The following is a 12,923-nucleotide window of genomic DNA, read 5'->3' as shown; positions in this document are numbered from 1 at the left end:
GCAACGGGTTGCGGTCTCGTCGAGCCTCTCTATCTCGCGGGTCCGGGTTCTCTATCTCGGTGTCCGCCTCGGCGCGAGGGCGGCGAGGCGGGCGCGCAGGAGGCGGCGGTCGCCCTCGCGGTCGACCTGGTCGAGGGCGCGGCGCAGCTCGACGACGGCGTCGGCGGGCCGGCCGGCCCTTGTCAGCAGGTCCGCGCGCAGGGCCGGCAGCAGGTGGTAGCCCGCCAGCGCGGGGTCCTGCGCGACGGCGTCGACCGCGTCGAGGCCCGCCTCCGCGCCGTGCACCTCGGCCACCGCGACGGCGCGGTTGAGCGCGACGACGGGCGACGGCGCCAGGCCGAGCAGCACGTCGTAGAGGGCGAGCACCTCGGCCCAGTCCGTGTCCGCCGCGGTCGCGGCCCGGCAGTGCAGCGCCGCGATCGCGGCCTGCACCTGGTACGGCCCCGGCCGCCGGGCCGCGAGCGCGCCGTCGAGCACCGCCAGCCCCTCGTCGACCTCGTCGCGCCGCCAGCGCGAGCGGTCCTGCTCCGCGAGGGTCCGCGCGACGCCGTCGGCGCCGGTCCGCGCGTCGCGGCGCGCGTGCTGCAGCAGCAGGAGCGCGAGCAGGCCGCGGGCCTCGGGCTCGTCCGGCAGCAGCCGGGCGGCGAGCCGCGCCAGACGCACCGCGTCCCCGGCCAGCGCGCGCCGCTCGGCGCAGCCCTCGACCTCGTCGGCGGGCTCCGCCCACGCGTCATAGCCCTCGGTGAACAGCACGTAGAGCACGGCGAGCACCGCGTCGGTGCGCTCGGCGAGCAGGCCCGGCGGCGGCACCCGGAACGCGATGCCGGTGGCACGGATGCGCCGCTTGGCCCGGACGAGCCGCTGGGACATCGTCGCCTCGGGGACGAGGAACGCTCGCGCCACCTGCCCCGTCGTCATGCCGGTGAGGGAGCGCAGCGTGAGCGCCACCCGGCCGTCGAGCGGCAGGGCCGGGTGACAGCACGTGAACAGCAGCCGCACCAGGTCGCCGTCCGGGTCCTCGGGCGACCAGCCCTCGTCGTCGAGGCCGCGCTCGACCTCCTCGTGCACGCCGTCGGCGGCGCGTCCCGGCGCGTCGACGCGCTCGCCGCGCCGCGCGGCGGCCTCGCTCTTCTCCGCCTCGACCCGGCGCCGGCGCAGCACGTTCAGGGCGTGCCGCCGCGCCGTCGTGGTGAGCCACGCGCCCGGCCGGTCGGGGACGCCGTCGCGCGACCAGGTGCGCAGCGCCGTCGCGAACGCCTCCTGCGCGGACTCCTCCGCGAGGTCGAGGTCGCCGGTGGCCCGCGCCACCGCGCCGAGGACGCGCCCCCACTCGCTGCGGAACGCGTCCTCGACGGCGGAGGGCGTCGTCACGCCGGATCGGCGCCGTCGGTCGGCCAGAACGGGTGCACCTCGACCGTGCCGCCGCCCCGGGCGCCGGGGTGCTCGGCGGCGATCGCGAGCGCGGCCTCGAGGTCGGCGGCCTCCACGATGTCGAAGCCGCCGATCACGTCCTTCGTCTCGGTGAACGGCCCGTCCGTGACGAGGGCCCTGCCGTCGGACACCCGCACCCGCCGCACGTCGGCGGCCGGCCGGAGCCGCTCCCCCAGCACGCGCGAGCCGTCGGCGTCGTGCCGGCGCACCCAGTCCTCGATGTCGGCGTCCGGGCCGCGGTCGGGCACGTCGGGCTCGATCACCAGCAGGAGGTACCGCATCACTCGCCCCCGTCCGTCGCGCCGGCGGCCTCGAGGTCCAGCGGCCAGAACGGCCGCAGCTCGATGGCGCCCTCGTGGGCCATGGGGTGCTCCGTGGCGATGGTGATTGCCGTGTCCAGGTCCGGCGCGTCGATGACGTCGAACCCGCCGATCGCCTCCTTGGTCTCCGAGAACGGCCCGTCGGTGACGAGCGCGCGCCCGCCGCGCACCCGCACCCCGACCGCGTCGGCGGGCGGGCGCAGCCGGTCGCCCAGCACGGCGGCGCCGCTGCCGTAGTACTTCTCCACCCACCCCTCGATGGGCGGCGCGCCTGCGGCGTCCTCCGGCCGCAGCTCCGGGTCCTCGGGCGTGGACAGCACCAGCATCAGGTAGCGCACGACGTTCTCCTTCGGTCGGTTCCTCATCCTGCACGGCCGCGGTGACCGTGTACATGAGCACGACGAACGGGAGACCGCCCGACAGACGCCTCGCCGACGTCTACTTGATCCCCGTGCTCGCGATGCCCTGCACGAAGGTCTTCTGGAAGACCAGGAACACCACGAGCAGCGGCACGACGGCGACGGTCGCGACGGCCATCACGGCGCCCCACGGCGAGCTGAACGCGGGGTTGCTGGTCAGGGTCGACAGCCCGACCGGCACGGTGAGGCTCTCGTTGCCCTGCAGCACCACGAGGGGCCACAGGAAGTCGTTCCAGCGGTTCATGAAGCCGAGGATCACCAGGACGCCGACCAGCGGGCCGCAGGAGGGCAGCACCACCCGGAAGAAGGTGCGCAGCTCGCCCGCGCCGTCGAGCCGTGCGGCCTCGATGAGCGCGTCGGGCACGCCCAGCATGAACTGGCGGGCGATGAAGATCCCGACGACGTCGAACAGGGTCGGCAGGATGACCGCCCACGGCGAGTCGACGAGCCCGAGCCGCGCCACGACGAGGAACGCCGGCACCAGGGTGACCTGGATGGGGATCATGATCGTCACGAGGAAGACCGCGTACAGCAGCCCGCGCCCGCGGAACCGGTACTTCGCGAGCGCGTACCCGGCGCCGAGCGAGACGCACACGGACAGCGCGGTGCCGACGCTCGCGACGAGAAACGAGTTGCCGAGCCAGCGCCAGACCGGCTGCGTCGCGAAGACCTCGGTGAAGTTGCCTGTGGTCGGCGCGTCGGGCCAGAGGTAGAACTCGCTGCTCTGCGACTGCCCGCCCGGGGTGAGGGCCGAGACCACCATCCAGTAGAGCGGGAAGACGACGAGGATCGCGACGGCGGTGAGGCCGGCGGTGAGCAGCCAGCGGCGGCGGTGGGACCGGCGCTCGCGAGGCGAGCGGCCGGAACGTGCGGGCGCAGGGCGCACGGGGGCGGCGGTGGCGGTCACAGGAGCTCCTCGGCTTTCTTCGTCGCCCGCTGCCGCAGCAGCGTGAAGACCAGCAGGATCAGCACGAGCAGCAGGCCCAGCGCCGCGGCGTACCCCATGCGGGCGTCGGCGAAGGCGGACCGGAACACGTACTGGATGAGGACGGTCGTCGAGAAGCCGGGGCCGCCGCCGGTCATCACGTAGATGACGTCGAACGCCTGCAGCGAGAACACCACGTTGAGGATGAGCAGGATCGACGTGGTCGGCGCCAGCATCGGCACGGTGAGGCGCCGGAACCGCTGCCAGCGGCTCGCGCCGTCGATGGCGGCGGCCTCGCGCAGCTCGGACGGGATCGACTGCAGGGCCCCGAGGTAGATCACCATGCAGAAGCCGATGCGGGTCCACACGACGACGAGCACCAGCGTGAGCATCGCCGTGCGCGGCGACGTCAGCCACGGCAGCCCTTCGAGCCCGACCGCCCGGAGCGCGTTGTTCGCCACGCCGTAGTCCGGGTTGAAGATCCACGACATGATCACGCCGACGACGACGCCGGCCGCGACCATCGGCACGAAGAACAGTGCCCGCAGCAGGCCCCGCCCCGGCAGCGGGCGGTTCAGCGCGACGGCGAGCGCCAGCCCGATCGCCATCGCCGTGGGCACCGTGCCGACGGTGAAGACCACCGTGTTGAGCAGGGCCGTGCGCAGCAGCGGGTCGGACAGCATGGTCCGGTAGTTGTCCGCGCCCACCCACCGGCCGTCGCCGAGCGTGGCGGTGTCCTGGAAGGACAGCGCGACCGCGATGACGATCGGCACCAGGGAGAACGCGAGGAACAGCAGCCCCGCGGGGCCGACGAACAGGTAGGGCGCCCAGCGGCCGCGACGGCGGCCCGCGGGCCCGCCCGTCCGCGACGCCGCGCGCGCGACGTCGGCCGTCGGCGAGGCGGGCGGTGGCGCCTCCGGGGCCGTGAGGGTCTCACCGCGTGGTGACACTGCGCATCGCCTCCGTCATCTGGGCGCCGCACTCGGCGGGCGTGAGCTCGCCGAGGAAGCACAGGTCGAGGTAGTCCGCGAAGACCGAGTTGAGGGAGCTGAAGTACGGCCCGGACTGGGCGCGCACCATGGACAGCGGGATGGTCGTGGCCTGGTCGATGAACTGCTGCATCGTGGGCTCGTGCCGGTCGTAGCCGATGTCGGCGGCGTCCAGCGAGGAGCGGGCGGGCAACCAGTTGCCGCGCCGGCAGAACTCGGCGACGTGGGTGCGGCTCGTGAGGAACGCGACGAGCTCGGCCGCCAGCTCGGGGTGCTTGCTGGACCTCGTCACCGCCAGCGCGTTGCCGCCGAGGTCGGACGCCTCTGCGACGTTGCGGATCATGTACGTGGTGCCCCACTCGTCGGGGCGGGCCTCGTCGAGCGCGGCGATCGCCTCGGGGTTGTCCAGCAGCAGCCCGGTCTGGCCGGTGGCGAAGAGGTCGCGCCCGACGGCGCCGCCGCCGGACTTGCTCATGTTCGCCGGCGAGACCAGCCCGTCGGCGTACCAGCGGCGGCCGAACTCCAGCGCGCCGACGGCGGCGTCGGTGTCCATGCTCGGCGTCTCGCCGTCCTCGCCGAGGAAGGCGCCCCCGTTCTGGTAGACGAGCGGCATCCAGCGGTACGCCGTCTCCGGCCCGCTCCAGCCGTAGCCGAATCCGTACCGCCCGGTGATCTTCTGCGCCTCGGCGGCGATCTCGAGGAACTCGTCCCACCGCCACGCCTCGTCGAGGGTCTGCGGCACGTCGACGCCGATCTGCTCGATCACGCGCCTGTCGTAGTAGGTGATGAAGTTGTCGGTGTGCTGGAAGACGCCGAACAGGCCGTCGGCCTTGGCACCGATCGCCCAGAACGGCTCCGACCAGTCGTCCTGGTACTCCGGCGGCACGGCGCCCGTGAGGTCGACGAGGCTTCCGTTGGCGGCGTACCGGCCGATCTGCTGCGGCGTGATGCGGATGATGTCGGGCGCCAGGTCCGCCGCCAGGCGCGTGATGAACCACTGGTGGAACTGCCCGGTCGTGACCTCCACCGCGACGCTGGTGCCGGGGTGGGCGGCCACGAACTCGTCGGCGAGCGCCTGGTAGGACTCGAGGTCCAGCGGGATGTTCCACGAGGACAGGCGCAGGTGCTTCGTGCCGGTGGGGGCGCCGGAGCAGGCCGCGAGCGCCCCGGCCACGCTGATCCCGGCCACCGCCAGGAAGCTCCGCCGGGACAGCCGGCGCGCGTCCGGGCGCCTGCCGGGCGCCGATGAGGTCGGCATGTCGTCTCCTCTTCGTCGAGGGATCGTCCGCGAGATCGTCGCGGGAGGGGCGGCGCGGGTGCGCCGCGCCCGTGGGTGGCGCCCCGGCGTCGTCGCCGGGGCGCCACGGGCGCTCAGCGCGCCAGGACGGGGTCCCGGTCGAGGGCGGGCTCCGACGACGACGCCGACGGGGCCGGGCGCAGCGCGGCGGGCAGCAGCGCGGCGTGGGCCTCGAGCAGCTCGTCCGTCATCGCCCGGATCTGCTCGAGCGTGCAGTGCGCGGACGTCAGCGGGTCGAGGGCGACGGCGTGGTGCACGTGCTCGACGTCGCCGGTGAGGGCGGCGCGCACGGCGAGCGTCTGGACGTTGACGTTGGTCCGGTTGATCGCCGCGAGCTGCGGCGGGAGCTCGCCGGACGACGTCGGCTGCACGCCGTTCGCGTCGACCAGGCAGGCGACCTCCACGCACGCGTCGTCGGGCAGGTTCGTGATGACGCGGCCCGCGTTGGGCACGTTGCCGTAGACGACGGCGGGCACGCCCGTGACGACGGCGTTGACGATCGAGGCCCCGTACTCGACCGACGGGCTGAGGTCGGCCTTGAGCCTCTCGAGCTGCTCGTCCACGTCGCCCTGCTCGTCGTGGGCGGAGCAGATCTCGTAGTAGTCCCACCGCTCCGGGATGTACTCGAGGATGGTCTCGGCGTCCTTGCGGAACCACGGCACGTACTCCGACGCGTGGTGGCTGGACTCCGTCTCGAAGTACCCGAAGTGGTTCATCAGCGCGGTGCGGACCTGCTCGTTGCCGCCCTCGTAGGTGCTGGCGGCGAGCGCCGCGTCGGAGTGGTCGCCGTCGTCGGCGAGCAGGTCGGCGGCGGCGCGCCCGGGCACGTGGCGCGCGGCCATGACCTCGCGCAGGCGGGGGTAGAGGTCCTCGGCGCCGCGGCGGAACTCGAGGATCCAGGCCTGGTGGTTGATGCCGGCGCAGCGGTAGGAGACCTCGTCGTAGGGGACGCCGAGGGTGCGGGCGAGCATGCGGGTGGTGCCCTGCACGCTGTGGCACAGGCCCACCGTGCGCAGCCCGAGGGCGTTGAGGTAGGCGGTGGCCATCGCCATCGGGTTGGCGTAGTTGATGAACTGCGCGTCCGGGCAGACCTCCAGCGCGTCGGCCGCGATGTCCTGGTAGGCACGCACCGACCGCAGGAAGCGGAACACCCCGCCGGGGCCGACGGTGTCGCCCACGGTCTGGTCGACGCCGTAGCGGCGCGGGATCTCGACGTCGTGCCGGTAGGACTCCACGCCGCCCACCTGGAACGTGATGATGACGAAGTCGGCCCCGTCGAGGGCGGCGCGCCGGTCCGTGGTCTGCTCGACGACGGTGGGCAGGCCGTGGTGGTCCACGAGCTCGCGGGCCGCGCCCGCCACCCGGTCCAGCCTGCCGGCGTCGAGGTCCATGAGGCAGAGCGTGGCGTCGCGCAGGGCGGGGAAGCTGAGCAGGTCGCCGATGAGGCGGAACGGGAACACGAAGCCGCCGGCGCCGATGATGGTGATCTTCGGGGAATGAGCCATGCAGCGACGCTAGGCCCGAGGATGGCGGTCGATCCTCCGGATCGGTCGCCCCGCTTTCCGGGATCCTTCGATCGCCCTAGGCTCCCCCGCATGGCACTGACGGTCGACGACGTCCGGATGGAGGAGGCCGCCCTGTGGGTGCGACGCGGCGCCCCGCCGGTGATGGAGCACCCGCACCGGCACGACGACCTCGAGCTCAACCTCGTGCACGCCGGCCGCCTGGAGTACCTCTTCGGCGGGTCCACGCTGCAGGTCGAGGCGGGCCAGGTGGCGCTCTTCTGGGGCGGCACGCCGCACCAGCTCGTCGAGCCCGACGCGGTCGGGTCCACCGTGTCGTGGGTGCACGTGCCGCTCACCGAGGTGCTCGGCTGGGCGCTGCCGGACGAGCAGATCGCGGTGCTGCTGCGGGCGCGCCCCGTCGTCGTGCCGGCCTCCGCGCTCGCCCGCGACGTCGACGCGCTCTTCGGCACCTGGCACCGCGACGTCCTCGCGGGCGGCGACCACACCGTCGTCATGCTGGAGGTGCAGGCCTTCGTGCGCCGGGCGCTCGCCGCCGCGGAGACGGCGGGGACGCCCGGCCCCGCGGGCGACGCGGCCGCCACGCCGGGCCCGTCCGGCGCCGCCGCGCGCGCGACGGCGATGGCCCAGTTCGTGGCGGAGCACTACCGCTCCCCCATCGCGCCGTCGGACGTCGCGCGCGCCGTGCACCTCAGCCCCAGCCACGCGATGACGCTGTTCAAGCGGGTGGTGGGCACCACCCTCGGCACCTACATCGCCCGGTGCCGGGTGGCGGAGGCGCAGCGCCTGCTCATCACGACCGACGCCACCACGGTGGAGGTGGGGCACGCCGCCGGGTTCACGTCGCAGAGCAGCTTCTACGACACCTTCCGCCAGATCTGCGGGTGCGCGCCCGGCGACTACCGCCGCGCGCTGCGCTGACTCCGCACGCCCGGGGTCACGCGACCGCGAAGCCCGCGGCGCGCAGGCGCTCGACGACGGCCTCGCAGTGCTCGGTCCCCTTGGTCTCGAGCTGGAGGTTCACGAGCACCTGCGCCACGGTGAGCGACGTGTCGGTGCGGGTGTGCTCCACCTGCACGATGCTCGCGCCGGCGGCCGCGACGACGTCGAGCAGCTCGGCGAGGGAGCCGGGCTTGTCGTCGATGCACACGCGCAGCTGCAGGTACCGGCCGGCGGCGACGAGGCCGTGCTGCACGACCCGCAGCAGGAGCAGCGGGTCGATGTTGCCGCCGGTGAGGACGGGGACGATGGTGCCCGGCAGCGAGCCGGGCGCGGCGGCGAGGACCGCCGCGACGCCGGCGGCGCCCGACGGCTCCACGATCAGCTTGCCCCGCTCGGCCACGAGCAGCAGGGCGCGCGACATCTCCTCCTCGGAGACGGTGCGCACCTCCACGCCCAGGCGGGCCAGCACCTCGAACGGCACGTCCCCGGGCGTGCCGATCGCGATGCCGTCCGCCATCGTCGCGCCCAGCGCCCGCGGCACGGGGCGCCCTGCGACGAGGGAGTCCGGGTACGCGGCCGCGGTCTCGGCCTGCACGCCCACGACCTTGACGTGCGGCGCCGCCTCGGCGAGGACGGTCGCGATGCCCGCGACCAGCCCGCCGCCGCCGAGCGGCACGACGACCGTGCCGACGTCGGGCACCTGCTCGAGGATCTCGAGGGCCACCGTGCCCTGACCGGTCACGACGTCGAGGTGGTCGAACGGGTGGATGAGCGTGCGCCCGGAGCGGGCGGCCTCCGCGCGGGCGGCGACGAGCGCCTCGTCCACGCTCTCGCCGACCTGCCGCACCTCGGCCCCGTAGCCGCGGGTGGCGCGCAGCTTGGGGACGGACGCGTCCACGGGCATGTAGACGATGGCGTGGATGCCGAGCATCTGGGCCGCGAGCGCCACGCCCTGCGCGTGGTTGCCGGCGCTGGCGGCGACGACGCCGCGCGCCTTCTCCTCGTCGGACATCCGGCTCAGGCGCGTGTACGCGCCGCGGATCTTGAACGACCCGGCGCGCTGCAGGTTCTCGCACTTGAGGACGACGGGCGCGCCGGCGGCCTCGGTCATGGCGCGGAACGCCTGCACCGGGGTGCGGGTGATGACGCCGTCGAGCAGCCGCGCCGCGGCGCGGACGTCGTCGAGGGTGACGTGGTCGATCGGGGGGTGTGCTGCTGCCACTTACCTGTTCTCTCCTGCCGGGCCCGGGTCGGGCGAGGCAGGGGCGCCGGTCGTGCTGCCGTCCGTGCTGGCATCCGTGGTGCCGCCCGTCGTCGTCTCCTGTGACGACGCCCGACCCGACCAGAGCAGGGTACCGGGCAGCTGCGAGCGTTTGCGCAGCAACGGCAGATGGTCCTCCGTGCCGAGCTCGGGGAACTTGTCGTGGCCGTGGAAGTACAGCAGCACCGTGTTGAGCACCGCCGCCAGCGGCACCGCGAACAGCGCGCCGACGATGCCGGCCGCGAGGCTTCCCGCCGCGACCACGAGCACCACGGCCACCGGGTGCAGGGACACCGCGTGCCCCATGAGGAACGGCTGGAGGATGTGGCTCTCGGCCTGCTGCACCAGCAGCACGATGCCGAGCATGATGAGGGCGGCGATCCAGCCCTTGGCCACCAGCACGACGGCGGTGGCGATGGCGCCGGTGACGATCGCGCCGATGATCGGCACGAACGAGCCGACGAAGACCAGGATGCCGATGGGCAGCGCGAGGGCGGGCACGAAGAAGACCGACCCGACGCCGATGCCGACGGCGTCGACGAACGCGACGAGGATCTGGGTGCGCACGTAGGCCGACAGGGTGACGAGCCCGCGGCGGCCCGCCTGGTGCACGTTCTCCCGCGCCCGCACCGGCAGCAGGTTGACGAGCCAGGTCCAGATGGTCCGGCCGTCGAGCAGGAAGAAGATCGTGCAGAACAGCGCGATGAGCGCCCCGACGAAGACGTGCCCCACGGTGGTCGCGGCGCCCAGCGCCCCCGACACGAGGCCCGAGCTCTCCACCAGCGACCCCTGCAGCTGCTGGCCGTATTGGGACAGCTGCTCGGCGTCGAGCTTCAGCGGGCCCTCGGCGAGCCAGGTCGTGAACTGGCGGAAGCCCTCGACGGCCTGGTCGGCGAGGTCCTGGAAGCCGCTGACGATGGACGTGCCGGCCAGCGTCACCAGGCCGCCCACCAGCACGATCAGCCCGACGATCGACACCGCCGTCGCCAGGCCCTTGCCGAGGTGCCACCGCTGGAGGGTGCGGCGGACCGGCGCGAGCAGGATCGTCACCAGCAGCGCGATGGCGACCGGCACGACGATCGTCTTGAGCGCCGCGAGCAGCCACAGGAACCCGGCGACGGCGGCGGCGATCAACAGGACGCGCCACGACCAGGAGGCCGCCGCGCGGACGCTCAGCGGGACGGTGTCCGCGCCGGAGGGGGAGGTGCGTTCCGAGCTCACGCGGAAACCCTAGGGGGCCCGCGGTCCGGACGCGCGTGGAGCGCGCCCGCGCGCCGGGCCGCCGCCCAGGCGCCGACCGAGATCTTCACGGCGCGTCCACAGGTTGGTCGCCCCGGCACACGGATAGGTTCGCGGCGGGCAGCGCCGCCCGGGCACTGCCCACCGCTACGAGGAGGTAGCACGGTCGTGACAGCGAACCCAGCGCGAGACCCCAGCAGCACCCGCACCCCTGTCCGTCAGCGTGCCCGCCGCCGCGGGCCGGGCACGGCCCGGCGACGCACCTGGCGGGCGGCCGCCGCGACGGCCGCCGCCCTGGTGGCGGTCCCGCTCGCGAGCGCCCCCGGCCTCGCGGCGCAGGACCCGCCGGGCGGACCGCCGTCGTCCGGCCCCGTGGTCCCCGCCGACCCGCAGCGTTGGGAGGACCAGGCGTCGATGACGTGGGACGACTACGTGCCCGTGCGGCCCGACGAGTGGGCGTCCGCCGCCACGTCGCAGGGCTCCGAGGTGCAGTACCGCACCGCGGTGATCCTGCTCGAGTTCACCGACCAGCCGATGCTCGTCACCCAGGAGCCGGGGTCGCACCCGTTCGGCAACCCGCAGGAGGGGTTCGAACCCGTCCCGGCGGACCAGGTGGACGACTGGTACCTCGACTACTTCACGGTGCCGAGCGAGCGCAACGGCTTCCAGACGCTGCACTCGTACTGGATGGAGGACAGCCACGGGAAGATCGGCGTGGACGCCGAGGTGTTCGGCGCGTTCCGGCTGCCCGGCAAGCTGCACGAGTACGGCATCGACGACCGCATGAACGGCCCGATCGAGCAGTTCTGCCCGCAGGGCGACGAGTGCGGCAAGAACCTGCGCGCCGACGGCATGGCGCTGTGGCGCGACGCCATCGGCTGCACCACCGACGACTTCTGCGGGTTCGACAACGTCTTCATCGTCACCGCGGGCCACGACGAGTCCTCCACCTGGGAGGAGTTCGGGCAGATGAGGTTCGCGGACAAGGAGGACGTGCCGGACGAGCTCGGGCCCCCGCGCAACGCCGACGGCTCCCCCGTGCTCAACCAGCTCGGCGAGCCCATGACGAACTGGGCCTCCACCCGGTACGTGGACTGGACGTCGTGGCGCGCCGCGGCGAACCACTGGCCGAACGCCGGCGGCGGCATCTCGACGCAGGCGGAGAGCTCGGGGCTCAGCGTGTTCGCCCACGAGTTCAGCCACCTGCGCGGGCTGCCCGACAACTACAACAACCCGTTCGCCGACGACACCCGCAACTTCACGGGGTACTGGGAGATGATGAGCCGCGGCACGTTCAACGGGCCCGGCGGCACCCACCAGCGCTGGCAGGTGCCGAACGCCGGGGGCTCCGGCCTCGGGCCGCACCACATGGTGCACTACAAGCAGGACCTCGGCGTGCTCACCGACGCCATGACGGTGCAGCTCACGCGCAGCGGGCTGGCCGAGGACGGCGTCGCCGTCGCGACGCTCCGCTCGCGCGAGCACGTGCCGGACGACGGCGACAAGGTCGCGCTCGACCTCGACGTCGACGGCGGCTGGACCGCCGGCGCGTGCGAGGACCAGGTGGGCGCCGTCACCGACGACGCCGCGTTCTGGTGCCCCGACGGCACGGGCTGGCAGGACTACACGATGGAGGTCGTGGACCGGGTCGGCAACGACTCCTTCGCCCCGGGGCACGGCGTGCTGCTGGCGCAGAACCAGTCGAAGGGCAGCCCGCGCGAGTGGCTCGTCGACGCCAACCCGCAGGACATCGACCGGGTCGACTACGTGGGCCCGGACGGCCAGGACGTCATGGTCGTGCGGGGAGACCCGCGCCAGCTCGACGACGCCACCTTCCACGCGGGCACCGGCTCCGGCAGCGTGTCGGAGTGGGTGGACGAGCCCAACCGGCTGCACCTGTATGTGCTGGACGCGTACCGCGACCGTGACGGCGTCCTGTCGTACGACGTCGCGGCCCGGTCGCTCGACGGCTCCGGCGACCAGGAGCGCGACGGCCGGCTCGGCCGGGCCCGGACCGCTCCCGTGGGCGGCGGCACCGCCCTGGTGACGTCCCGCCTGGCGAACACGGGCGAGGCGGGCGACGGCGTGCACGGGTCCGACGTCTACCGCCTGTCCGCGACCGTCGACGGCGAGGGCTGGGACGTCACGCTCCCGTACGAGCTGACGGCCGTCGAGGCCGGGGACGCCGAGCCCGTCGCCGCGTACGCGACGGCCGGCGACGGCGCGGCCCGCTCGGCCACGGTGACGATCACCGCGACGAGCGAGTCCGACCCGGACGTCGTCACCACGACGACGGTGACGCTGACCCGGCACGACCTGCGGGTCACGCCGGGCAGCACCGCGCGGCTCGTGGGCGACTACGCCGTCCAGGGCGTGCTGACCCGCGGGGAGAGCGCGCGGCTCCTCACGCAGGTGGGGCTGGCGGCCACGCTCCCGCCGCGTGCCGCCGACAAGGCGCTCGACCGCTTCCAGCGGTTCGCCGCCGACGTCGCCTCGGAGGGCCGGCGCAACCTTGCGAGCGCGGCCCTCGTGTCCGCCGCGCAGGACCTGCGGCGCTGAGCCGCCCTGCCGGTCGAG

General features: G+C 73.9%; 11 protein-coding genes. 2 read left to right on the top strand and 9 right to left on the bottom strand.

Going from position 1 to position 12,923, the window contains the following annotated elements; genetic code table 11:
- Window positions 1-51: 51 nt before the first annotated feature.
- The 7 genes from ACFUVW_RS14510 to melA form a co-directional block, all read right to left on the bottom strand.
- The gene (locus tag ACFUVW_RS14510) at window positions 52-1,371 is read right to left on the bottom strand and encodes an RNA polymerase sigma factor (protein ID WP_430572031.1); all 1,320 of its coding nucleotides are present in this window, start codon (window positions 1,369-1,371) and stop codon (window positions 52-54) included.
- Window positions 1,368-1,712 (bottom strand): YciI family protein, encoded by a 345-nt coding sequence (locus tag ACFUVW_RS14505; RefSeq protein WP_430572030.1) that lies wholly within the window; start codon window positions 1,710-1,712, stop codon window positions 1,368-1,370. Before ACFUVW_RS14505 ends, ACFUVW_RS14510 begins: the two co-directional genes overlap by 4 nt.
- A complete protein-coding gene (locus ACFUVW_RS14500; RefSeq protein WP_430572029.1) occupies window positions 1,712-2,089 on the bottom strand; it encodes a YciI family protein in 378 nt (125 codons plus the stop codon). The genes ACFUVW_RS14505 and ACFUVW_RS14500 overlap by 1 nt, the downstream gene beginning before the upstream one ends.
- Window positions 2,090-2,189: 100 nt before the next feature.
- Window positions 2,190-3,077, bottom strand: a complete 888-nt coding sequence (locus ACFUVW_RS14495; protein WP_430572028.1) for a carbohydrate ABC transporter permease — start codon at window positions 3,075-3,077, stop codon at window positions 2,190-2,192.
- Complete coding sequence (locus ACFUVW_RS14490) at window positions 3,074-4,045, bottom strand: carbohydrate ABC transporter permease (RefSeq protein WP_430572027.1); 972 nt, start codon at window positions 4,043-4,045, stop codon at window positions 3,074-3,076. Before ACFUVW_RS14490 ends, ACFUVW_RS14495 begins: the two co-directional genes overlap by 4 nt.
- On the bottom strand, window positions 4,029-5,342 hold the full coding sequence (locus tag ACFUVW_RS14485) for an ABC transporter substrate-binding protein (RefSeq protein ID WP_430572026.1): 1,314 nt from the start codon (window positions 5,340-5,342) through the stop codon (window positions 4,029-4,031). The genes ACFUVW_RS14490 and ACFUVW_RS14485 overlap by 17 nt, the downstream gene beginning before the upstream one ends.
- A gap of 113 nt (window positions 5,343-5,455) precedes the next feature.
- Window positions 5,456-6,886 (bottom strand): alpha-galactosidase, encoded by a 1,431-nt coding sequence (gene melA, locus ACFUVW_RS14480; RefSeq protein WP_430572025.1) that lies wholly within the window; start codon window positions 6,884-6,886, stop codon window positions 5,456-5,458.
- 90 nt (window positions 6,887-6,976) lie between these two features.
- On the opposite strand from melA, the gene ACFUVW_RS14475 reads away from it, so the two are divergent.
- On the top strand, window positions 6,977-7,825 hold the full coding sequence (locus tag ACFUVW_RS14475) for a helix-turn-helix domain-containing protein (RefSeq protein WP_430572024.1): 849 nt from the start codon (window positions 6,977-6,979) through the stop codon (window positions 7,823-7,825).
- A gap of 16 nt (window positions 7,826-7,841) precedes the next feature.
- Here the strand turns inward: ACFUVW_RS14475 and ilvA are convergent, their stop codons facing one another.
- Complete coding sequence (gene ilvA / locus ACFUVW_RS14470) at window positions 7,842-9,068, bottom strand: threonine ammonia-lyase (RefSeq protein WP_430572023.1); 1,227 nt, start codon at window positions 9,066-9,068, stop codon at window positions 7,842-7,844.
- Entirely contained in the window at window positions 9,069-10,328 is a 1,260-nt protein-coding gene (locus ACFUVW_RS14465; protein WP_430572022.1) for an AI-2E family transporter, read from the bottom strand.
- Between the two features lie 186 nt (window positions 10,329-10,514).
- Between ACFUVW_RS14465 and ACFUVW_RS14460 the strand changes: the two genes are divergently transcribed.
- Window positions 10,515-12,905, top strand: a complete 2,391-nt coding sequence (locus ACFUVW_RS14460; RefSeq protein ID WP_430572021.1) for a M6 family metalloprotease domain-containing protein — start codon at window positions 10,515-10,517, stop codon at window positions 12,903-12,905.
- Window positions 12,906-12,923 lie beyond the last annotated feature (18 nt).

Source organism: Isoptericola sp. NPDC057391, from assembly GCF_042668085.1.
GTDB lineage: Bacteria > Actinomycetota > Actinomycetes > Actinomycetales > Cellulomonadaceae > Isoptericola.
Note: the sequence above shows the minus strand (reverse complement) of the source record. Positions and strands in the feature narration are given on the sequence as shown.

What these genes read in the sequence shown, in the direction of transcription:
- ACFUVW_RS14475 (WP_430572024.1), top strand. Translation starts at nt 6,977, where the DNA reads ATGGCACTGACGGTCGACGACGTCCGGATGGAGGAGGCCGCCCTGTGG.
- melA (WP_430572025.1), bottom strand. Translation starts at nt 6,886, where the DNA reads ATGGCTCATTCCCCGAAGATCACCATCATCGGCGCCGGCGGCTTCGTG.
- ACFUVW_RS14485 (WP_430572026.1), bottom strand. Translation starts at nt 5,342, where the DNA reads ATGCCGACCTCATCGGCGCCCGGCAGGCGCCCGGACGCGCGCCGGCTG.
- ACFUVW_RS14505 (WP_430572030.1), bottom strand. Translation starts at nt 1,712, where the DNA reads ATGCGGTACCTCCTGCTGGTGATCGAGCCCGACGTGCCCGACCGCGGC.